This window comes from uncultured Granulicatella sp., from assembly GCF_963528195.1.
Classification (GTDB): domain Bacteria; phylum Bacillota; class Bacilli; order Lactobacillales; family Aerococcaceae; genus Granulicatella.
In genome coordinates this window covers 48,972-71,933 of sequence record NZ_CAURVN010000005.1, presented here as the reverse complement: position 1 = coordinate 71,933, position 22,962 = coordinate 48,972, and the positions used below count along the sequence as shown (strand labels likewise).

23 protein-coding genes are annotated in these 22,962 nt (G+C 33.6%); 19 read left to right on the top strand and 4 right to left on the bottom strand.

The genetic code is table 11. The features are described from left to right. Positions 1 to 11 precede the first annotated feature (11 nt). From RWR88_RS02870 to RWR88_RS02860, 3 genes are read left to right on the top strand one after another with little or no spacing between them, the layout of a single operon-like run. Entirely contained in the window at positions 12 to 377 is a 366-nt protein-coding gene (locus RWR88_RS02870) for an arsenate reductase family protein (protein ID WP_314349852.1), read from the top strand. Beyond that, on the top strand, positions 370 to 747 hold the full coding sequence (locus tag RWR88_RS02865; protein WP_314450581.1) for a glycine cleavage system protein H: 378 nt from the start codon (positions 370 to 372) through the stop codon (positions 745 to 747). Before RWR88_RS02870 ends, RWR88_RS02865 begins: the two co-directional genes overlap by 8 nt. A gap of 1 nt (position 748) precedes the next feature. Continuing rightward, on the top strand, positions 749 to 1,996 hold the full coding sequence (locus RWR88_RS02860) for a peptidoglycan bridge formation glycyltransferase FemA/FemB family protein (protein ID WP_314450579.1): 1,248 nt from the start codon (positions 749 to 751) through the stop codon (positions 1,994 to 1,996). A gap of 210 nt (positions 1,997 to 2,206) precedes the next feature. Here RWR88_RS02860 and RWR88_RS02855 read toward each other — a convergent pair whose 3' ends face one another. Beyond that, a complete protein-coding gene (locus RWR88_RS02855; protein WP_314349856.1) occupies positions 2,207 to 2,947 on the bottom strand; it encodes a gamma-glutamyl-gamma-aminobutyrate hydrolase family protein in 741 nt (246 codons plus the stop codon). A 220-nt stretch (positions 2,948 to 3,167) separates the two neighbouring features. Between RWR88_RS02855 and sufC the strand changes: the two genes are divergently transcribed. The 7 genes from sufC to RWR88_RS02820 all read left to right on the top strand — a co-directional run bounded on the left by sufC (position 3,168) and on the right by RWR88_RS02820 (position 9,968). Continuing rightward, positions 3,168 to 3,938 (top strand): Fe-S cluster assembly ATPase SufC, encoded by a 771-nt coding sequence (sufC, locus tag RWR88_RS02850; RefSeq protein WP_006702912.1) that lies wholly within the window; start codon positions 3,168 to 3,170, stop codon positions 3,936 to 3,938. Between the two features lie 10 nt (positions 3,939 to 3,948). Beyond that, positions 3,949 to 5,241: a Fe-S cluster assembly protein SufD gene (gene sufD / locus RWR88_RS02845; protein WP_314450578.1), complete on the top strand. Its 1,293-nt coding sequence runs from the start codon at positions 3,949 to 3,951 to the stop codon at positions 5,239 to 5,241. Next, positions 5,228 to 6,463, top strand: a complete 1,236-nt coding sequence (locus tag RWR88_RS02840) for a cysteine desulfurase (protein ID WP_314450576.1) — start codon at positions 5,228 to 5,230, stop codon at positions 6,461 to 6,463. The genes sufD and RWR88_RS02840 overlap by 14 nt, the downstream gene beginning before the upstream one ends. Next, positions 6,450 to 6,899, top strand: coding sequence for a Fe-S cluster assembly sulfur transfer protein SufU (gene sufU / locus RWR88_RS02835; RefSeq protein ID WP_314450575.1), 450 nt, complete (start codon positions 6,450 to 6,452; stop codon positions 6,897 to 6,899). The genes RWR88_RS02840 and sufU overlap by 14 nt, the downstream gene beginning before the upstream one ends. Positions 6,900 to 6,901: 2 nt before the next feature. Next, on the top strand, positions 6,902 to 8,296 hold the full coding sequence (sufB, locus tag RWR88_RS02830) for a Fe-S cluster assembly protein SufB (RefSeq protein WP_314450574.1): 1,395 nt from the start codon (positions 6,902 to 6,904) through the stop codon (positions 8,294 to 8,296). Between the two features lie 338 nt (positions 8,297 to 8,634). Further along, on the top strand, positions 8,635 to 9,162 hold the full coding sequence (locus tag RWR88_RS02825; RefSeq protein WP_314450573.1) for an isochorismatase family cysteine hydrolase: 528 nt from the start codon (positions 8,635 to 8,637) through the stop codon (positions 9,160 to 9,162). Positions 9,163 to 9,446: 284 nt separating this feature from the next. Continuing rightward, complete coding sequence (locus RWR88_RS02820) at positions 9,447 to 9,968, top strand: PBECR4 domain-containing protein (protein ID WP_314348573.1); 522 nt, start codon at positions 9,447 to 9,449, stop codon at positions 9,966 to 9,968. Between the two features lie 34 nt (positions 9,969 to 10,002). Here RWR88_RS02820 and RWR88_RS02815 read toward each other — a convergent pair whose 3' ends face one another. Next, entirely contained in the window at positions 10,003 to 11,091 is a 1,089-nt protein-coding gene (locus RWR88_RS02815) for an endonuclease/exonuclease/phosphatase family protein (protein WP_314450572.1), read from the bottom strand. Between the two features lie 149 nt (positions 11,092 to 11,240). Between RWR88_RS02815 and RWR88_RS02810 the strand changes: the two genes are divergently transcribed. After that, entirely contained in the window at positions 11,241 to 11,714 is a 474-nt protein-coding gene (locus RWR88_RS02810; RefSeq protein ID WP_314353707.1) for an S-ribosylhomocysteine lyase, read from the top strand. 277 nt (positions 11,715 to 11,991) lie between these two features. Here RWR88_RS02810 and yidC read toward each other — a convergent pair whose 3' ends face one another. Together yidC and RWR88_RS02800 are read right to left on the bottom strand one after the other, a co-directional pair. Continuing rightward, complete coding sequence (gene yidC, locus RWR88_RS02805; RefSeq protein WP_314450571.1) at positions 11,992 to 12,936, bottom strand: membrane protein insertase YidC; 945 nt, start codon at positions 12,934 to 12,936, stop codon at positions 11,992 to 11,994. Positions 12,937 to 13,046: 110 nt separating this feature from the next. Then, positions 13,047 to 13,325, bottom strand: coding sequence for an acylphosphatase (locus tag RWR88_RS02800; RefSeq protein WP_314450570.1), 279 nt, complete (start codon positions 13,323 to 13,325; stop codon positions 13,047 to 13,049). 108 nt (positions 13,326 to 13,433) lie between these two features. Here RWR88_RS02800 and RWR88_RS02795 point away from each other — a divergent pair, with 108 nt between their 5' ends. The 8 genes from RWR88_RS02795 (at position 13,434) to pepV (ending at position 22,930) form a co-directional block, all read left to right on the top strand. Next, positions 13,434 to 13,733: a DUF1033 family protein gene (locus RWR88_RS02795; protein WP_314450569.1), complete on the top strand. Its 300-nt coding sequence runs from the start codon at positions 13,434 to 13,436 to the stop codon at positions 13,731 to 13,733. Position 13,734: 1 nt separating this feature from the next. Continuing rightward, complete coding sequence (locus RWR88_RS02790) at positions 13,735 to 16,104, top strand: DNA translocase FtsK (RefSeq protein WP_314450568.1); 2,370 nt, start codon at positions 13,735 to 13,737, stop codon at positions 16,102 to 16,104. A 166-nt stretch (positions 16,105 to 16,270) separates the two neighbouring features. Then, positions 16,271 to 17,005 carry a cell wall-active antibiotics response protein LiaF gene (gene liaF, locus RWR88_RS02785; protein ID WP_314450567.1) on the top strand — a complete coding sequence of 245 codons (735 nt, stop codon included), beginning with the start codon at positions 16,271 to 16,273 and terminating at the stop codon, positions 17,003 to 17,005. Beyond that, positions 17,002 to 18,057, top strand: a complete 1,056-nt coding sequence (locus RWR88_RS02780; protein WP_314450566.1) for a sensor histidine kinase — start codon at positions 17,002 to 17,004, stop codon at positions 18,055 to 18,057. The genes liaF and RWR88_RS02780 overlap by 4 nt, the downstream gene beginning before the upstream one ends. 4 nt (positions 18,058 to 18,061) lie before the next feature. Next, positions 18,062 to 18,697 carry a response regulator transcription factor gene (locus RWR88_RS02775; RefSeq protein ID WP_006702897.1) on the top strand — a complete coding sequence of 212 codons (636 nt, stop codon included), beginning with the start codon at positions 18,062 to 18,064 and terminating at the stop codon, positions 18,695 to 18,697. Positions 18,698 to 18,991: 294 nt separating this feature from the next. Further along, positions 18,992 to 20,668, top strand: coding sequence for a polysaccharide biosynthesis protein (locus tag RWR88_RS02770; RefSeq protein ID WP_314450565.1), 1,677 nt, complete (start codon positions 18,992 to 18,994; stop codon positions 20,666 to 20,668). 5 nt (positions 20,669 to 20,673) lie between these two features. Next, the gene (locus RWR88_RS02765) at positions 20,674 to 21,405 is read left to right on the top strand and encodes a pseudouridine synthase (protein WP_314450564.1); all 732 of its coding nucleotides are present in this window, start codon (positions 20,674 to 20,676) and stop codon (positions 21,403 to 21,405) included. Between the two features lie 115 nt (positions 21,406 to 21,520). Next, positions 21,521 to 22,930, top strand: a complete 1,410-nt coding sequence (gene pepV / locus RWR88_RS02760) for a dipeptidase PepV (protein WP_314450563.1) — start codon at positions 21,521 to 21,523, stop codon at positions 22,928 to 22,930. The last annotated feature ends 32 nt before the right edge of the window (positions 22,931 to 22,962 follow it).

Below are 22,962 nucleotides of genomic sequence, written 5' to 3'. Positions count from 1 at the left end.
GGGGAACAAACATGATTATTTATAGCCATCCAAAATGTACAACTTGTAAGAAAGCCTTAAAATGGTTAGAACTACACAATATTCCATTTGAAGTAAAAGATATTCGTGAAGAGCATCCAACTTCAGAAGAATTACAAGTCTTATTTGAAAGAAGCGCATTACCACTAACAAAAGTATTCAACACGAGTGGAGAATTATATCGTAAATTGGGATTAAAAGATGTGATTAAAACAATGGAAACTTCGAAAGCTATGGAATTATTAGCCAGTGATGGAATGTTAATTAAACGACCATTATTAGTATCAGACGAAGCAGTGTTTTTCGGGTTTAAAGAAGAACAATATGAACAATTATTGAAAGGCGGATCAAATGATTAAATATAGTGAAAATGGTTTATGGATTAAACAAGAGAAAAACCAATATACAGTAGGTATTTCTCCAAAAGGTCAAGATGATATTGGAGATGTTAGTTTTGTAGAATTATTTGTCCAAGAATCATTAACAACAGAAGATTCATTTATGAGTGTGGAAGCAGCAAAAGCTGTCACAGAATTCGTCAGTCCATTATCAGGAAAAGTAGTCGCTTGGCATACAGAATTAGAAGATAATCCTGAAATGTTAAACCAAGTCGATACATCTATGAACTGGATTTATACATTAGAAGAAGTCGATGAAACAGCATTTGCGAGTTTATTAGACAAAGATTTACCAATCGTTTGTGAGAAGAAAGAAGGATGTGAAAACTAGAATGCAAGTACAATTAATTACAGCAGAGGTTTTTGAACAACGACAAGAAAGTTATAAAAGTGCCAACTTTTTACAAACAAAACAAATGGCAGAAGTTCACGGGCAACGTAGTGTATATGAAGAAGTATTTTTTATTTCTTGGACGGAAGGCGACGAATGGATTGCTCAAGGTTTAGTAGGAATTCGTAGACGTTTCAGATTTTTCAAAGAAGCAGTCTTAATTCAAGGCCCATTATTTGAAGATGATAAAATTGCTAAACTTCCTGAAATGTTAGAAACTTTAGAAGAATTTTTAAAAGAGCAAGGCATTGCCAGAGTGGAAATGAATCCATATATGATGAATAAAGTCATTAATGAATCTTTAGAAGTCGTAGAAGAGTGTCATTATCCGGAATTATTAGCGCATTTTGAACAAGCAGGATATGACCGTTTTCTTGATTTAGATGGTCGAGCAGTCATGGGGCAATTGTTCAGAAAAGATTTATCGGAATATGAAGATAGCGAAGCGATTTATAAAGATTATTCGAATTCATTAAAACGTGACTTACGTAAAGCGATAGAATCTCATATTACGATTCGTGAATTAGAATTAGATGATTTAGAAATTTTCTATTCTATTTTAAGTGAGACTTCTATCCGAAAAGGATTCCGAGTGCAAGATTTCAGTTATTTCCAACAAATGAAAGAAGCATTCCAAGACAAAGTAAAATATATGGTTGCTTTCTTAGATGTTGAAGCCTATAAAGCTTATTATCATGAAAGAATTGAATTCTTCACGAATCGAGTGGAAGAGCTGGAAAAAGAATTAGCAGTCCGTGAAGCAGAAGGAAAACATGTAAAGAAAACACGTGGATTAATTACAGATGCTAAAGATCAATTAGCGAGTTATCAAAAACGTAAAACGACTTTTGAAGCATTAGACATTCATAATCCAATGTTAGCTTTATCAGGATACTTATTTATGTGTTATGGGGATGAAGTCATTTCAGTATTTGGTGGTTCTCATGAAGAATACTTAAACTTTGGTGGTTCAAGCTTATTGAACTGGGAAATGATGAAATATGCGAAAGACAATGGATTTAAGTATTATAATTTCTATGGAACGATTGAAACGAATCAAGCGAACCAAAATGAAGGAAACTTTAACTTCAAACGTCAATTTGGAGGAAGACTCGTTCAACCAGTCGGCAACTTCATGAAAACATTAAGCCCACTATTAGCATTCATTGCGAAATTTAAGAAAATATAACAATCTAACGTTTTACCGTGGAATAAGAAAAGGAATTTCTTATTCTGCGGTATTTTTTGCACCGACAAAAAGAGAAAAGACTTTTCAATGTAGTATGAACAATAAAAGCCACTTGGAGTGGCTTTTATTGTAGGAAACATCGAGACCTAGGCTCGATGTTTAGCAATGAGACTCGCAAAGCGAGGCTGCTTGTGTCCTAAATACTACATGTTAGAAAAGTCTTTTTTCTCTTACGTATTCTACAAAATGGTTGAATAATTCTTGCATTCCTTTATCGTTATGAATCATCGCTTCCGGATGACCTTGAAGAGCGATAATGTAATGTCCATCTTCATTTGATTCAAAAGCTTCGATTAATCCATCTGAACTCCAAGCAACAGCTTTGAAGTTTGGAGCAAGGTTTTTAATCCCTTGATGATGATAAGAATTAATAGCTGCTTTCGTACCAAGAATTTTTGCTAATTCACTGTCTTTTGAAATTTCAATGGAGTGAGTGGCCATTGAAGGCATCGTTTTTTGCAAATGTAAAATATTTGATTCTGTATATTGCGATTGTAAGTCTTGATATAAGGTTCCTCCAAAGGCAACATTTAAAATTTGAAAGCCTCGACAGATTGCTAGAATAGGTTTACGTTGACGATAAGCTTCTTCAATAAGTGCAAGATCAAAGGTATCTCTAATCGGATAAGTTCTACCTAATTTTAGATGAGGTTCTTCTCCATATAAAAGAGGTGAAACATCTTGCCCTCCTGATAAAACTAATGCGTCAACTCTTGAAATATATTCGTGAGCTGTTTCTCGAGAAACAATCGGTAAGATTACTGGAATGGCTTTTGCTTTTTCTAATCCAGTAACAAATCCATTTGGTGCATAGGATAATAAATAGGGATCTTGTTCAGTATTATCTTGACGATGATTCCCTGAAATTCCTATTAAAGGATATTGTTGCATCTGATTTTCCCCTTTCGCATTGTAAGTAGTTTATATAATACTCCATTTTCAGAAAAATGAAAAGATTTTTATATGAAAAGAATGGAAAAAATTGTAAAAGAATATCCGAAAAAATCGTTATCTTTTGATAATCGTTCTCATTTAGGATAAAATATTCTTAATGTGACAGATAAAAATATCTGTTATATCATTGAGGATTTATTTTGAAAGGGGCTTAATAATGGCAACATTAGAAATTAAAAATTTACATGTGTCAATTGAAGATAAAGAAATTTTAAAAGGTGTTAATTTAACCATCAATACTGGAGAAATCCATGCAGTTATGGGACCGAATGGAACAGGAAAATCAACTCTTTCTGCAGCAATTATGGGACATCCAAGTTATGAAGTAACAGAAGGTGAAATCTTATTAGATGGAGAAAATGTTCTTGAAATGGAAGTAGATGAACGTGCTCGTGCAGGTCTATTTTTAGCAATGCAATATCCAAGTGAAATTGCTGGAGTAACAAATGCAGAATTTATGCGTTCAGCTATTAATGCTCGTCGTGATGAAGACAATAAAATGGGTGTTCGTGAGTTCATCAAAAAATTAGATGAAAAAATGGCAATTTTAGATATGCCAGAAGAAATGGCAGAACGTTACTTGAATGAAGGATTCTCTGGTGGAGAAAAGAAACGTAATGAAATTCTTCAATTAATGATGATTGAGCCAAGTTTTGCTATTTTAGATGAAATTGACTCAGGGTTAGATATTGATGCGCTTAAAGTTGTTTCTCGTGGTGTGAATGCTATGCGTGGAGAAAACTTTGGATCATTAATTATTACTCACTATCAACGTTTATTAAACTATATTGAACCAGATGTTGTTCATATTATGATGGATGGACGTGTCGTAATGACAGGAGATGCTGCATTAGCAAAACGTCTAGAAGCAGAAGGATATAAAGGAATTAGTGAAGAATTAGGAATTTCTTTAGAACATCAAGAATAGGAGAAAGAGAATGGCAGAGAAATTAACCGTAACACCAGAACAACTGACTTCATTCTCACTTCTAAAGAATGAACCAGATTGGTTTTTAGACATTCGTTTAAAAGCATTGGAATTAGCGAAACAATTACCATTACCATTTATTGAGCGTGTAAAATTCCATCGCTGGAATTTATTCCAAAGTGAAATTGGAGAAGCAAACTCACTCATTACAGAATTAGAAAAAGACATTCCAAGTGCAGTAGGAAGTGCAAAAATTGTTCAATTAGGAGCAGTTTCTTACTGGGAAGAGATGAATGTTGAAACAGCTATGCAAGATGTATTAGTAATGGATTTATTTGAAGCATTACAACAATATCCAGAATTAGTGAAACCATATTATATGACAAAAGCTGTACCAGTGGATGAAGATAGCTTAACAGCGTATCATGCTGCAATGGTCAATTCAGGAATTTTCATTTATGTTCCTAAAAATGTTATTTTAGAAGACATTATTGAATCTCATTTTGTACAAAATAATACAGTAGACGAAGCATTTGTTAAACACGTATTAATTGTTGCAGAAGAAAATAGTTCACTCTCTTATGTGGAACGTTTCGAAAGTATTGGAGATCGTAAAAATACTGCGAATATCATTGTAGAAGTGATTGCAAAAGAAGGAGCAAAAGTTCATTTTGCAGCAGTTGATACATTAGGACAACCAACGGATGCCTACATTAATCGTCGAGGCTATTTAGAAAAAGATGCGACTATTGAATGGGCATTAGGCATTATGAATGACGGAAATGTAATCGCAGACTTCGATAGTGAATTACGTGGAGCAGGTTCTACTGCAAAAGTTAATGTGGTTGCTATTTCAACTGGTAAACAAGTTCAAGGAATTGATACAAGAGTGACAAACTATGCAAACCACTCAGTGGGACATATTTTACAACATGGAGTTATTCTTGATAAATCAACGTTAACATTTAATGGAATTGGACATATTATTAAAGGAGCAAAATTCGCAGATGCACAACAAGAGAGCCGTGTATTAATGCTTTCTGAAGGCGGACGTGGAGATGCAAACCCAATTTTATTAATTGATGAAAATGAAGTAACAGCAGGACATGCGGCAAGTGTAGGACAAGTGGATGATGAACAATTATTCTACTTAACAAGCCGTGGAATTAGCCAAGCAGAAGCGAAACGTTTAGTAATTCGTGGATTCTTAGGTTCTGTAATTAGTGCCATTCCAGCACAAAATACACAAAAAGAATTAGTAGAAATGATAGATCAAAAGTTGGCGAAAAATGATGAACAGTAAAGACATTCGAAAAGATTTTCCAATTTTAACTAGAACCGTTAATGATGAACCATTAGTCTATTTAGATAATGCCGCTACAACGCAAAAGCCTGAAAGTGTGATTCGTTGTATGGAAGAGTATTATCGTCATTATAATGCCAATATTCATCGTGGCGTGCATACACTCGCTCAACTAGCAACAGATGCCTATGAAGCGAGTCGTCAAAAAGTTCAAGCATTTATCCATGCTTCTTCGATAAAGGAAGTATTGTTTACAAGAGGTACAACGACTGGAATCAATTGGGTGGCGCAAGGTTTTGCTAAATATCGCCTACATGAAGGAGACGAGATTTGGATTAGTAAAACGGAGCATCATTCAAATTTTGTTCCATGGCAACAATTAGCACTTCAAACAGGAGCTAGTTTAAACTTCCTTCCATTAACCGAGGAAGGTGAGCTAGATTTACAAGCTACAAAAGAAGTGTTAACTCATCAAGCAAAAATTGTTTCAATTGCGCATGCTTCTAATGTGTTAGGAACCATTCAGCCGATTAAAGAATTAGCAAAAATCGTCCATGAAGTTGGAGGCGTATTAGTTGTTGATGGAGCTCAAGCAGCACCTCATATGAAAATTGATGTACAAGACTTGGATTGTGATTTTTATGCGTTTAGTGGACATAAAATGTTAGCTCCAACAGGTATTGGTGTCTTATATGGAAAGCAAGCATTATTAGAAGAAATGCAACCCATTGAATTTGGTGGAGAAATGATTGACTTTGTGTATGAAAAAGAAAGTACATGGAATGAACTTCCATGGAAATTTGAAGCAGGAACACCTAATATTGCTGGTGGAATAGCACTAGGAGCAGCGATTGATTATTTAGAACAAATTGGTATGGATCACATTCATGCCCATGAACAACAATTAGTAGCATATGTTTATGACCAATTAACACAAATGGAAGGTGTGACCGTTCATGGTCCAACAGATGTTTCAAGAAGAAGTGGCGTGATTTCATTTACAATGGATGGCGTTCACCCTCACGATTTAGCAACTGCCTTAGATATGGAAGGAGTCGCAATTCGTGCAGGACATCATTGTGCACAACCATTAATGAGAGATTTATGCGTTTCTTCGACTGCTCGTATTAGTTTTTATATTTATAATACAATGGAAGAAGCTGAATTTTTCATAGAAGCATTACAAAAAGTAAAGGAGTTTTTCTCAGATGGCTTTATCTAAATTAGATCAATTATATCGTCAAGTGATTTTAGACCATTCAAATTTTCCTCGTCATAAAGGGATTCAAACTGAAAAAACAGCTGAAGTTATCGAGTTGAATAATCCGACTTGTGGCGATGTATTACAGTTACAATTAGAATTATCAGACGATGGTCATATTACAAGTGCTTGCTTTGATGGACAAGGTTGTTCGATTAGTATGGCAAGTGCCAGTATGATGTGTGTTATTTTAGAAGGAAAAACTTTGCCAGAAGCTTTAGAATTAGCAGAAGATTTCTCAAAATTAGTACAAGGACAAAGTGTGAACGAAGATCGATTAGAAGATGCTGCCTTACTAAGTGGAGTTTCTAAATTTCCTGCACGTATAAAATGTGCAACCTTAGCATGGAAAGCATTAGAAAAAGCAGTTGAACAGAAAAACAAGAAAGGAATTTAAAAATGAGTGGAGTTCCAGAATTAGAAGATTACAAGTATGGCTTTCATGAAGATGTAACGCCCGTATTTGATAGTGGAGTTGGATTAAGCGAAGAAGTCGTTCGTACAATTTCAAAAATGAAAAACGAACCAGAATGGATGCTTGAATTCCGACTAAAATCTTTAAAAGCATTTGAAAAAATGCCAATGCAAACATGGGGAGCAGATTTATCAGATATTGATTTTGATGCAATTACCTATTTCAAACGTGCGAGTGATAAACCAGCTCGTTCTTGGGATGATGTTCCTGATAAAATCAAAGATACATTTGAAAAAATTGGGATTCCAGAAGCAGAACGTGCTTATTTAGCAGGGGCATCTGCACAGTTCGAGTCAGAAGTTGTGTATCACAATATGAAAGAAGAATTCGATAAACTAGGAATTGTCTTCACTGATACAGACTCAGCATTAAAAGAATACCCAGAATTATTCGAAAAATATTTTGCAAAATTAGTACCACCAACAGATAATAAATTAGCAGCATTAAACTCAGCAGTATGGTCAGGTGGAACGTTTATTTACGTACCAAAAGGCGTAAAATGTGATGTTCCACTTCAAACCTACTTCCGTATTAATGACCAAAATATGGGACAATTTGAACGTACATTAATTATCGTAGATGAAGGTGCAAGCGTACACTATGTAGAAGGATGTACAGCACCAACATACTCATCAAACAGCTTACACGCTGCAATTGTAGAAATCTTCGTAGAAGAAGGTGGATACTGCCGTTATACAACGATTCAAAACTGGTCTGATAATGTCTACAATCTTGTAACAAAACGTGCTCGTGCAGCAGCTCATGGAACAGTTGAATGGATTGATGGAAACTTAGGAGCAAAAACCACAATGAAATATCCTTCTGTATTTTTAGAAGGGCCTTATGCAAAAGGGACAATGTTATCAATTGCCTTTGCTGGAGAAGGTCAACATCAAGATACAGGGGCAAAAATGATTCATAATGCACCTCATACTTCTAGTTCGATTGTTTCAAAATCAATCGCAAAAGATGGCGGTGTTGTAAACTATCGTGGACAAGTAACCTTTAGTAAGAAATCTGATTATTCAATTTCTCATATCGAATGTGACACGATTATTATGGACGATTTATCGAAATCAGATACAATTCCATTTAACGAAATCCATAATGATAAAGTCGCTTTAGAACATGAAGCAAAAGTATCAAAAATTTCTGAAGAACAATTATTCTACTTAATGAGTAGAGGAATTAGTGAATCTGAAGCAACAGAGATGATTGTCATGGGATTCGTTGAACCATTTACAAAAGAACTTCCAATGGAATATGCAGTTGAATTAAACCGATTAATTGCGTATGAGATGGAAGGGAGTGTCGGGTAACCGATAAAAAGAAAAAAACTTTCCTTACGTAGCAAGGTCGCCAGCAGCCAGCAAATGCTGTCTCATGGCTAAAATTTGAGCCTAGGTCTCAAATTTTCCCTGTACAAAGTACTTTTGCTACGAAGAAAAGTTTTTTTCTTTTTATCATAAATGACTTACGTTTCAACTAAATAATAACCAATTTTAAGTTAGAATGGGAAAAGTACCAGAGAATTACTACTTCTATTTCTTGTACAAAATGAATAAGCTTTGTTTAATGACAATCAGAGATTATTGAGATAAAATTGATAGTGTCGTTATGCAACTATAATAGATAAGAATGTTATAAAGGAGAACAAATGAAAGTACTAATTGTATTAGACTGTCAAAAAGGTATGTTAGAACGTGGACATTTTGACGAATTAAGAAAAAATATTTTAAAATTACAAAACATTTTTAAGCAAAATGGAGATATTATTATTAATACGAGACATATTGATAATGATGAAAATAGTATTATTTACAATGGAAATGAAAGTGGAAGTTTAGATGAGGAATTGTCAGTTTTAGCAGACTATATTATTGAAAAAGAAAGTCCAAATATTTTTCAATGTAAAGATTTGACGGAGATCTTATTGAAGCATCAAATTAAAGAAGTTGTGATTACAGGATTAAATGCAGAATATTGTTGTTTATTTTCTGCTATTATTGCTTCAGATAGAGGTTATAAAGTAACGTATATTGAAGATGCAACTGCCAGTGTGAATAATGGGGAAACATATGAAATGAAGGATTTAGATATTGTTGATTTCATTGGTTGTATATTAGATTGGTCAGGACAAGTTGAAGTATTATATCTTGATGAATTTGAAAGTAAAAACCGATAGATTTGCTATAAATTGACAAAAGAAAATAGTTATTATAGAATTATGTCAGAGTTGAGGGAGAATTTTTATCCTTTCAATTACAGATTTTTCCAATAATCTATAGTGATATAGAAGTGTAAAAAAGCACGTTACACTGCTTGGCAGAGCTAATGAACTGTTCCCTTGCGATAAGCCTAAAAAGCACAACAGTAGGGAGTTAGTTGCTTTATATGAGTAACTAATCGATTGTCTTGTTCGGAGACTTTTCCGTTCCGTGCTTATTTTTTTTGCTTTAAGGAGCGACTATGGATAATGATGCAACTTTACAAAGTGTTTTAATTGATTATCATGAAAAGTTTTGTCATAAAAAATGTTTATTGGAGATAAACTATCCTAAATTTGATAAAATAGTTGTTCTCTTTCATGAACTTGATTTGCATCATTTATTGGGCTTACATTATGTATTAGATAAAAGTATCAATGCTACTACAAGTATACAAAGTATAAAAGATAATAAATTATTTTTATCTGATTTAACAAAAAGTACTAATTTTAGGAAGATGTTTTCTAGATTTAATAATTATTCTTTTATAGAAAGAATTTTCTATGATAAAAAAGTGAAAGTTTGTGTTTTAAATAAAGACTTAAATAGTAATAACATGCATCTTGATTTAGTTTTCTTTGAGGAACAAGGAAGAACTGCTTTGGTATTAGGGTTAAGAAAAGTAGGAAATTATTATAGATTGATTACTTTACATGAAAGTGATGTTAGAAAATATAAAAAAGTAAGAAAAACTCAAATTAATAATATATCTTGGATAAAATAAGAAAGACTTTTTGCGAATGCAAAAAGTCTTTCTTCTATTTCAATGTAAAACTCATTGAAACTGGGTTGTGATCGGAATGTTGGAATTCTAAGTCATGTGCTTGGACATGGTTGAATTGTACATTGTCTGAAATAATGAATCCATCGACTAATGTTACAAAAGTTCTTCCTTTTTGGTAGCCTTCATCTAATGCACGAGCTGAAGGGATTTTTTGTTCTGCTAATCCTTGAGTGGCTAATGTAAAGTGCTTTGAAAGATTTTCTACTGGGAATGGATGAGTCCAAGTTTGTGGTTCATCGGATGTTTGGAAGACTTCCGGACTTTTTCCAAGTAAAATATCATGATTAAAGTCACCACCGACAATGACATAGTTTCCTTTTTCATATTCACTTTCCATATAGCGGAATAGCTTTTCTAATTGGCTTTTTCCAATCGTTGGATCTTTTGTATATGCAGATAAGTGAATGTTGATTAATGCTAATTGCTTCTGATTTGAAACGGGTAAGTAACTAACGGTAAAAGCTCGGTCTAAATCGAAAAATTTATTGAAATTCGTTTCAATTGGTAAACTATATCGTTGGCTAGATTGAATCGTGTATTTTGACATCGTTAGGAGTCCAGAAGTTGCTTTTCCAATGGGATCTAATAGTGGATAAAATAAATAAGGTGAATCATAGTTTTGTCCAAATACCCAATTTTGTTTCTCAAACGCCTGAGTGATAAATTCCACTTCATCCACATGTTGGGAACGATCTCCATCTGTATCTATTTCTTGGAATAGAGCAATATCTGGTTGAATCATCTGAATAGCATTTTGGATTCCTTGCATATTATTTAATACGGTTTGTCGATTATAGGCTCTTGAATATTTTCCGCCATCCATAAAGAAGCTATAGTCTTGAGGGTAAGCTCCATATCCGATATTAAAAGAGGAGATGGTATAATCTTTTCCAGTGTTGAGAGATTGATCTGTATGGCTTGTAACTGATAAAGGTAGATTATCTTCTAAACGATAATAAGCCGTATAACCATAAATAAAATAGCCAATAATCAAACTGATAAGAATGATTAGAGGACTTAAAAAATAAAATAGTTTTCGTCTGAATGTTGTTTTTCTTTTCATAATAAATTCCTTTTGTTGTCAATAATTTCTTTATCGATTATAGCACGATACTTTAAAACTACATAAAGGAATGAATTTCATTTCATTGACAGTACTTTCTATTTTGGTGTATATTGGCTCTGTTATACTGATTACTAGGAGGTTTTGTTATGGCAGAAGTAGAAAGTTTCACATTAGATCATAATAAAGTGATTGCACCTTATGTGCGTAAAATTACAGAAGAAGTTGGAGAAAAAGGAGATCGTATTACAAATTTCGATATTCGTTTCTTACAACCAAATAAGCAAGAAATGCCAACAGGTGTGATTCATACATTTGAACATTTATTAGCGGACTTATTAAGAGATAGAGTAGACGGAATTATTGATATCTCTCCATTTGGATGCCGTACAGGATTCCATTTAATTACATGGGGAACACCAAGTGCAGAAACAATTGCAGTTGCGCTAAAAGCAACATTAGAACAAATTGTGAATGAAATTCGTTTTGAAGATATTCAAGGAATTTCAGCAGTACAATGTGGAAACTATAAAGATCATTCATTGTTCGGAGCAAAAGAATACGCAAAACAAGTATTAGAACAAGGAATCAGCATCGACCCATTCGAAAGAAAAGTTATTTAGTAGACGGAACCATTGTCGTGAAGTAAGGAAGGAGACTTCTAACTTCACGTTTTTTTATAGGGTTAAACGTTTGAAAATTATTTTTTTTCACTTTTTTTCGTATGGCTGTTAAAAAAAGGATAAAATAAAAAGGTCTTTTCTTTAATAGCATGGGTAATATTATCTGCAAAAGCAGATAATATTACAGGTAAATTCGAGACCAAGGTTCGAATTTTAGCCAAGAGACAGCGTAGCTGGCTACTGGCGTCCTAATGCTATTAAGTAAGGAAAGACCTTTTTATTTTCTATTTTGTTTTCCGCTATTTTTTCCTGTTGATGTGCGGTTTCTTTGCGCAAATGTTTGTTGAGTAGGTGAAACAGTTGTATTATTAGCAGTCTTAACAGTGTTAGTTGTATCTGGTAAGATAACTGAATTTCCTTGTGCTTCTAATTCTGCATCGATTTCAGCTTTTACTTTTGGACGAATGAATTGGTTTTGAATCCAAGTTTGTAAGATTGCAGTTAAACCAGAAGTGAAGAAGTAAATCCCAATCCCTGCAGCTGTACCAACCGTGAACAATAGCATCATGACTGGCATCATATATAGAGTAGCTTTAGCTTGAGCCTTTTGCGTTTCATCCATATATAATTGGCTAATATATCCTTGGATTAAATAAATAACGGCAGTTGCAATCGCAATTGGTAAATACGTACTACCTAATGAAACTCCCATAAATGAACTATTTGAAATTTCAGGAGAGTATAAAATCGCATTATATAAAGCACTATAGACTGGCATTGTGACTAATACTGGAAGACATCCAGAAGCAATCCCACCTGTTAATGAAACATTATTTAAACGATAAATATCCATTGTATATTGTTGAACTTCCATACGTTGTTCTGGTGTTGGGTCATCCCCATAACGTTCGTTCATTTTATCAATATATGGTTTTAATAATGCCATTTTTTCTTGGTTCATTAACATTGTTTTCATTTGTTTAAACATAGTTGGCATTAAAATAATACGAACTACAATTGAAACAATCATAATAGAAATGACATAGTTTCCACCGATTGCTGAAGCAATCCAGTTTAAAATGGTTTGAGTCGGTACTGCTAAATAATCGTATACAATTCCATACGGTTGATTAGTGGCTTTGTCGATTTGTACACATCCGGATAGGAATAGTACAAGTAAGCTCGATAGAGCAGCTAATTGAACTTTTTTTGTTAATTTCATGAATCACATTCCTTTATTTTTTTCTGTTAAACACAATCATTTTACTTTATATTGAATAGAATAGCAATGAAAATCAGTCGTATGTGGTTCTCTCTCTTTTATTTTTATCCTTAATAATAAATTGAGAAACCTTTATAAATCGGTTCATTTTCAATAATTTCTAATGTTGATGAACGGATTTTTGCATATGGAGATGGGGGAGAGGTTTTTACTCGGTCTACAAAAGCATAGGCTCTCTCCGGAGTATCCTGGACAATGATTTCAACGGAAGCATCGATTTTATTTTTTACCATTCCGTTTATTTGTAAATGATCTGCTAAACGTTTTGTATAAAAACGAAATCCAACTCCTTGAACAAGTCCCCAAACTCTTAGACGTAAAGTAATCATTTGAATTCCTCCTTTTTAACTATCCTATCAAAAATATATGAATTTTCAATGGATGAAGATAACAAGTTTTGAAAAAGTCTGGTATACTGTTCAAGAGAGGTGATAGATATGTATTGTGTTATCCAAACAAAAGGAGTCGATGAGCCTTGGTGGATGATGGACGACTGGAAAGAGATGATTGTTTTAGAAGAATCTTGTTCCACTCTAGAAGAAGCAAAAGAACTTTATAAACAATTAGTAGAAACATATACAGCTAAATATCAAAAGAAACGTGAGAAACATTTTTCTTGCGCATTTTGGGATGAAAATGAATGTGAATATTGTGAGTCCTGTGAGGATTGTTTGCAAATCTATTATGGTGTATTGATTTTAACACCAGAAGGAAAACTATATTCAGAAGGAGAGTAAAGTGGCTAAGCAAGAACAAAAGAGAAAAAGAAAATCTACAAAAAAGAAGACTGAGTCTACAATATCCATTGAAATTGTGATGGCGATATTGATTCTAATTCAATTGTTAGCCATTTTTAAATTAGGATTTTTAGGACGATTTTTTGCCAATAGTATTCGTTTTTTTGTAGGAGATTTATTTATATATGCGGGTATTGTTGGCATACTCGCTTCAATAGGAGTTTTATTCCGTGGAAGAATACATTCTATTCCGAAAAAATGGATTGGAGTTGCTACATGTCTTTTAATTGCGATTTTTCTTTGGGTAGAAGTGGCTGTATTTAGTAATCATGTTCAAGAAGGCGGTCAATTATTTAAAGAAATGATGGCTCGTTATGCGATTGATTTTAAAGCAAATGCTATCGAACAAAATTTAGGTTCGGGGATGATTGGAGCATTATTTTATACGATTACTTATTTCTTAGTTTCTCAATGGGGAACTTATTTGACGATTTTCGTACTATTTATGATTTCCATATTCGTAGCATTTGAAATTCACTTAAGAGATGTTTTCGAAGTTTTAAGAAATTGGACAGCCCAAGTTAAACACCAGTTAGAAGAAAATAAAGCGGAAAAAGCTTCTCAAGTTCGTGAAACTAAACCAGAAGTGATTGAAGCAAAACCAAAAGAAGTAAAAGAAAAGAAACCTTCCTTAATAGACAAGATGAAAAACTTTGTTTTTGATGAAGAGGAAGAAGAGGATGAGTTTGAAGAAATTTATCCAGAAGTAACACCACCACCTGTTACAAAACCAGTTGTAGAAGAAGAGTTTGTTCAACCGAAAAGAGAAGAACCAACTTCTTTCAATCCTTTTGTCGAACCAACAGAAGTAGAGGAAGATACGGAAGATTTAGAAGACTTTGTCATTAATGGAGGAACTGATGATTCAGATTATCAATTGCCACCATTAACATTATTAAATCCAATTCCACCATCTGATCAATCAGATGAAAAAATGATTGTTGAGAAGAATCTTAAAATTTTAGAAAGAACGTTTGAAAGTTTTGGAGTTGAGGCAAAAGTGATGCCAAATCCATTAGTAGGGCCTGCTGTAACTAAATTTGAAATTAAGCCTGCTATTGGAGTGAAGGTTAGCAAAATTGTGAATTTAAGTGATGATATTGCTTTAGCTCTTGCTGCAAAAGATATCCGTATTGAAGCGCCAATTCCTGGAAAACCTTATGTAGGAATTGAAGTTCCAAATAGTAAAACGAGTTTTGTGGCTTTCAGTGATGTGATTCAAGCAGCTCTTCAATCACCAAAACCATTGGATGTGCCTCTAGGAAGAGACATTTCTGGAAATGTTCGATTATGTGATATTTCTAAAATGCCGCACTTATTAATTGCTGGTTCAACGGGTAGTGGTAAGTCCGTTTGTATTAATGGGATTATTACAAGTATTTTGATGAAGACAAAACCGCATGAAGTTAAATTAATGATGATTGACCCTAAAATGGTAGAGTTAAATGGCTATAATGGGATTCCTCATTTATTAACGCCTGTTGTAACGAATCCAAGAAAAGCAGCGCAAGCTTTGAAAAAAGTTGTGAGTGAAATGGAAAAACGTTATGAAATGTTTGCGGCAATGGGAATGAAAAATATCGATGGTTATAATGCGCATGTAGCTTCTTATAATGCTGAAACTGGAGAAGAGAATCCATTACTTCCATATATTGTAGTGATTGTGGATGAGTTAGCAGATTTAATGATGGTTGCGAGTAATGAAGTCGAAGATGCGATTATTCGTTTAGCGCAAATGGCTCGTGCAGCGGGGATTCATATGATTTTAGCAACGCAACGTCCATCAGTTGATGTTATTACCGGAATTATTAAAGCAAATGTACCTTCAAGAATTGCCTTTGCAGTATCCAGTGGTACAGATTCTCGTACGATTATTGATTCAAGTGGTGCTGAAAAATTACTTGGTCGAGGAGATATGTTATACATTCCAATGGGTGAAAATAAGCCGATTCGTGTGCAAGGAGCTTATTTAACCGATGAAGAAGTAGAAAGAATTGTCGAATTTGTAAAAACACAACAAGAAGTGGAATATGACGAGACAATGATGCTTCCAGAAACATCAGAGGGTAGTTCGGATGATCCTGAAGATGATTTGTTTTATGAAGTATTAGAAATGATTCGAGAATTAGAAACGATTAGTACTTCTTATATTCAACGCCGATTTAAAATTGGATTCAATCGTGCAGCTCGTTTAATTGAAGAGTTAGAAGCAAGAGGTTACGTAGGGCCTTCAGAAGGAAGTAAGCCAAGAAAAGTAAACTTAGATGCTTTTGATCATGAAAATGACTCACAAAATCCACCAACTGTGTAACAAATGAAATGCTAGGACAAGTGATGCCGAAATGTTAGAATAAAACCTAACAAAAAGGTTCGCTAACCTAGCATTTTTTTGAAATCAGTCTTTAGATGGATGGTCAGGAAAGAAGGAATATGTTACTTTTATAGTGAGAAATTACTCTAAAGAAAGAAGGGTAGAAATGAAAAAGAATCGATTCATCTTAATCCTATTTATTATAGCCATTGGGATGTTTTTAACAGGTTTTCAATTATTCACGAATCACCACTTGCTGTTTTTATTTGTTTTAGGAATTATTTTTGTAGGAATTGCCGTTCAATTAAAAAATCGATTTATTCGTACAAATGGAATTTTCTTTGGAATATTAATGATTTTATTATCTGTATTTTCTACATGGGGAATTTGGTTAGCAGGAAGTATTTTAATTGTTTATGGTCTTTCTTATGGTAGAAAATTAATTAAAAAATACTTTTCAGATGATAGTGAATGGATTTGGAAGAAAAAAAGATATGTTTCCGTTAAGCTAAAAGAACCGTCAGACCGATTTGAAACACAAAGACAGGAATGGATTGGAGTTCAAAAAATTGGAAAAGACACTTTTGAATGGGATGATATTAATATTAGCCATTTAATGGGAGACACGATTATTGATTTAGGAAATACGGTTCTTCCAAATGAACAGAATACCATTATGATTCGAAAAGGCATTGGACGTATTCGTGTTATTGTTCCTATTGGGGTTGGCGTGAAACTTTGTCATAATGCATTTATTGGTGAAGCAAAGTTTGATGGGCAACAGTTAGAATTAAAAAATGAGACGATTACGATGTATTCAGAACGCTTTGAATCGAGTCATAAAAAAATAAACATTATCTCGTCAGTTCTTGTAGGAGAAATTGAGGTGATTGAAGCATGAAAAAGTGGTTTTTACGAATCTGTTTTGTTGTGTTTCTCTTTGTCTCTAGTATTTTTCTAATTGGTGTAAATGTTATTCATTCTTTATTTGGGATTGAGTTATTTGAAAAACTGTCGTCTAATCAATTAATTATATTATTTCTTGTAGTAACATTAATTGTATTTGTTATTACTTTTATGGCAGCAAGTATTGTATTTTTCTTACAGCGATTAACGGATTCTGTTATGTACAATCAATTAGAAGCCATTAGAAATCAACAATATTCAAATGTAAAAAAATCGGTGGATGAAATTTGGTATCGTCCTTTATTAATGATTCGATTGGATACATTTTTCCAAGAAACTGCTAAAATAGCAGAAATGCAGGAACAACTGGTTCAAAATCTTCAACAGATTTCTTCTAGACCAGAATATATTGGTGAAGAAACGAAGGAAGAAATTATTGAATTGGAAAGACATCGTATTGCTCGAGAATTACATGATTCGGTGAGTCAACAATTATTTGCTGCGATGATGATGCTTTCTGCGATGAATGAGCAAAAAGAACAATTATCTCCAGCAATCCAGCAACAATTAGCATTAGTAGAGAAAGTTATCAATGATTCTCAATCAGAAATGAGAGCTTTATTATTACACTTACGTCCGATTTCACTTGAAAATAAAACATTAGTTCAAGGGATTGAAAGCTTATTAAAAGAATTAACGACAAAAGTGCAATTATCGCTTCATTGGGAATTAGATGAAGTGACACTACCTAGTACTTTTGAAGATCATCTTTTTAGAATTGTACAAGAATTGGTGTCCAATACATTACGACATGCAAAAGCCAAACAATTAGAAGTCTTTTTAAAACAAAAGGATGATTATATTATTTTAAAACTAGTCGATGATGGAATTGGATTTGATACAAGTGTTTCAAAAGCAGGTAGTTATGGTTTGAAAAATATTGAAGAACGTGTTGCAGGAATGGGAGGGCAATGCAAAATCATAAGTATTGCCAATCAAGGAACCATTATTGAAATAAAAATTCCACAAAAGCAGGAGAAGGAGTAGTTGAATGATTAAAGTTTTATTAGTAGATGACCATGAAATGGTTCGATTAGGTGTATCAGCCTATTTATCTGTTCAAGAAGATATTGAAGTAATAGCTCAAGCAGAAAATGGGAAAATCGGTGTTGAAAAAGCACTAGAATTAAAACCAGATATTATTTTAATGGATTTAGTAATGCCTGTGATGGATGGAATTGAAGCGACAAAAGAAATTTTATCTAAATGGAAAGAAGCTAAAATTATTATTGTGACAAGTTTTATTGATGATGAAAAAGTTTATCCAGCTATTAGTGCTGGAGCAAAAAGTTATTTACTAAAAACTTCGTCTGCTTCTGAAATTGCTCAAGCGATTCGTGATACTTATCGTGGAGAAGGAGTATTCGAAAAAGAAGTGAGTGAGAAGTTAGAACATCGTCACGAAGTAGAAGAAGAATTTCGTTTGTTTGAAGAATTAACGAGTCGTGAAAAAGAAGTGCTTTTGTTGATTGCGCAAGGGAAATCGAACCAGGAAATTGCGGACGAGTGTTTTATTACTTTAAAAACGGTTAAAACGCATGTTTCGAATATTTTATCGAAGTTGCAAGTAGAAGACCGTACACAAGCGACGATATATGCATTTAAGCACCATTTGGTCCAGCCTTAATTTTAAATGACTTTTTGGTTATAGTAGTAATGGACGGCAGCAGCCCTGCGGTCTCATGCCTAAAATTTGAGCCTAAGGTCTCAAATTTTCCAGTGATAAAAGCTACACTTGGATTTTATCACCAATACTACTATGAAAAGTCTTTGGGTTTCGCTTATATATTAGAGTACGAAAAAATAGAGTGATTATTTTAGTAGAAAAATGCTAAAATAGTCATTCTATTTTTTATTTTACAATAGCCAAAAAATATTGTACGCTTAGGATTAGAAAAACTTTTCATGAAAGTAGGATATTATGATACGGAATAGTAAAAAATCAATTGGATTAAGTGATAAAATCCGTATGCAAAGAGATTCAAAAGAAATATTATTAGAAGGTTCTTCCTGGTTAACGATTGGTAGTATGGTTTCTAGATTACTAGGAGCTTTATATATCATTCCATGGGGAGCAATGTTTGCGACTCAAAGGGATGATGCAAACTTCTTATATTTCATTGCATACAATATTTATGCTTTAGTATTACAAATTTCAACTGCTGGAATTCCAGTAGCGATTTCAAAAATTGTGGCAGATAATCAATCAAGAAAAGATTACGAGACAAGTTGGAATATTTTTAAAGGCGGAATGTTATTTATGACCGCAACAGGAATTGTCAGTGCGATTGTCATGTATGTAACGGCTCCTTATTTTGCAAAAGGAGGTTCTGCTCAAGAAATTCAAGATAGTATCATGGTCATTCGTTCACTTGTTCCAGCGGTAGTGATTATTCCACCATTAAGTTTATTAAGAGGATATTATCAAGGCTATAGTGATATGGCACCTTCTGCTAAATCTCAATTGTGGGAGCAAATCGTACGTATTATTTATATGTTACTCTTAACGTTCATTGTCATGAAATTATTCGGTGGCAGTTATGCTGTTGCAGTTGCGCATTCAACTTTTGCTGCATTTGTTGGGGCGGTTGTTGCATTTGTCTATTTAGGGTATAAAATGTGGAAAGATATGCCTGGCATGAAGCAATTAATGAGTGAAGGGCGTCCTGCTCGTAACATGAGTTTTGGGCGAATTGTATTTGAAGTGATTCGTGAAGCCTTACCATTTGTGATTGTGACTTCAAGTATTCAGTTAATTAGTATTTTGGATCAAGAAACTTTCCAACCACTAGCGATGACATTTACTCATTTGAATTTTGAACAAAGTAAAGAATTATTAACAATTTTTGGATTTAATGCCAATAAAATTATTATGATTATTTTATCTCTTGCCATTAGTATTTCAACAGCGGCATTACCATTATTAGCTTCTCATTATTCCGTGAAAAATCATGCAGAAGTAAAAAATGTTATTGAGGAAAATATTGGTTTATATTCCTTTATTATGATTCCAGCTTCTGTTGGAATGGCAGTTGTAGCAGAACCAATTTATAATGTGTTTTATTCTCCAAGTAAAGATGGAACGTATTTATTAATGATTTCTTGTGTTCTATGTATTTTTATGGGGGCTTTTACTGTCTTTACATCAATTCAACAATCCATGCAGCAACATATGATTGCGATTAAAGCTTTAGTAATTGCTTTAGTGGTGAAAATGTTATGGCAACCGATGATGATTTATTTCTTTGAAGGTGCAGGTCCATTATGGGCGACAAGTCTTGGATTTATTTTAGCAACCGTTTATATGGGGTATCACTTATATTATCAAACCTTATTTAATCTAAAAAAAGTCGCTATTCAATTAGCAAAAGTAATGGGAATTTCATTGATTATGCTGATTGTCAGTTCCTTAACTCTAGTAGGTTTAAAACAAATCATTAATATTGATGGAAAATTAATGGCGCTGATTGCTGTTGCGATTGTTGGTTTTGTTGGAGCGATTGTTTATGCAATGATGAGCTTGTATACAAGATTAGCAGACGAATTATTAGGGAAAAGAATGGTTGCGATTCGTAGAAAACTAAAAATGAAGGAGTAAGTTGAGTGAGACTAGATAAGTTTTTAGCCGATTCTGGAATAGCAACACGTTCTCAAGTAAAATTAATTTTAAAACAAAAGCGTGTTCGAAAAAATCAAGAAATTGTGACGAATGGTAAAGTACAAATCGATGAAAAATTAGATGAAATCTATTTAGATGATGAAAGAGTCTATTATGAAAAATATTTGTACTATGTGATGAATAAGCCAAAAGGGGTTATTTCAGCAACAGAGGATACGAAACATGCAACCGTGTTGGACTTAATTGGTGAATTAGCACAAAAACGAGGAGTCTTTCCTGTAGGAAGACTGGATATTGATACGCATGGATTTCTATTATTAACGAATAATGGAGCTTTAAGTCATGCAATGTTATCTCCAAAAAAACATGTGGAAAAAACTTATGTTGCTAAAATTGAAGGAATCATGACTCAGGAGGATCAAGTTTCTTTTGAAAAGGGAATTACATTGGATGATGGTTATGAATGTATGCCGGCTCATTTAGAGATTCTTTCGGTAGATGAAAATCATCAAGCTTCACTTGTCCAAATTAAGATAAAAGAAGGTAAATTTCATCAAGTGAAACGTATGGTGAAAGCTTGCGGAAAAACGGTAGTTGATTTACAACGAATCAGTATGGGACCATTACATTTAGATGAATCCTTAAAAATCGGAGAGTTTCGTAGTTTAAAGGATTCCGAATTAGAAGCCTTAAAAATTTTTAATGTAGAATTGTAATCAATAGAGGAGTAAGAAATGAATGTTTCTTATTCCTTTTTTAGTTATCTCTTCTAGCAAAATATATGGAAAAATGATAAGATAAACCTAATGAATTTCGTAAAGGAGCGATAATATGACAATTGATTGGAAAAAAGAAGTCGAAAGCCGTAAAGAAGACTTATTAAAAGATTTATTTGATTTATTACGTATTGATAGTGTTCGTGATGATTCAAAAGCAAGTGAGGATGCACCAGTAGGCCCTGGTCCTAAAAAAGCTTTAGAAGCCTTTTCAGCTATTGGGGAACGTGATGGATTTACAACAAAAATGGTTGGAAATTTAGCAGGTCATATTGAATTTGCTCCAAATCCTGATTATAAAGAAACATTAGGAGTATTAGGACATGTGGACGTTGTGCCTGTTGGAACAGGTTGGGAAACAGATCCTTTTGAACCACAAATTATCAATGACCGTATTTATGCACGTGGTTCAAGTGATGATAAAGGGCCAAGTATGGCAGCTTATTATGCGTTAAAAATTATTAAAGAATTAGGATTACCAGTATCAAAACGTGTTCGTTTCATTATTGGTACAGATGAAGAATCTGGTTGGAAATGTATGGATCGTTACTTCCAAACAGAAGAAATGCCAGACTTTGGTTTTTCACCAGATGCTGAATTCCCAATTATTAATGGAGAAAAAGGAATTTTATCACTACATTTTGAGTTAGCAGCAGGAGAAAGTGCTGGACAATTCCAATTGAAAAACTTCAATTCTGGATTAAGAGAAAACATGGTACCTCAAGATGCTCATGCAGAAGTAGTTGTTCCAAATTCTTCAGAATTTGTAGCAGCATTTGAAGCTTATATTGCTGAAAATCCAGTTGAAGGAACAGCTTCAGTTAATGAAGGTGTAGTTGTATTAGATGTAGTTGGTAAATCAGCTCATGGTTCAACTCCTCATGCAGGAATTAATGCAGCTACTTATTTAGCAGCATTCTTAAATCAATATGATTTTGCAGGACAAGCGAAAAACTTCTTATCTTTTGCTGCAGATGTGCTTCACTTAGATACAGATGGTGCAAAATTAAATGTGGCATTTGAAGATTCAGTAATGGGACCATTAACTGCAAATGCAGGTATTTTAACATTTGCTCCTGAAGTAGGAGGAAAATTAGTAGTTAACTTCCGTTACCCACGTGGAATTGATGCAAAAACAGTAGAAGCAAAAGCAAATGCTGTGTCATCTAATTATGGATTGACTGTTTCTGCAGGTAAATCTCAAGTACCTCACTATGTTTCACCAGAAGATCCATTGGTAGCAACATTATTAGAGGTGTATGCAAAACAAACAGGACTTCCAGCTCATGAACAATCCATTGGTGGAGGAACTTATGGTCGTATTTTTGAACGTGGAGTAGCGTATGGTGCTTTATTCCCAGATTCAATTGATACAATGCACCAAGCGAATGAATTCTTTGCACTAGATGATTTATTCCGTTCAGCAGCAATCTATGCAGAAGCAATTTATGAATTAATCAAATAATCAATAAAAGAATCTTTCTAAAGGACCAAATA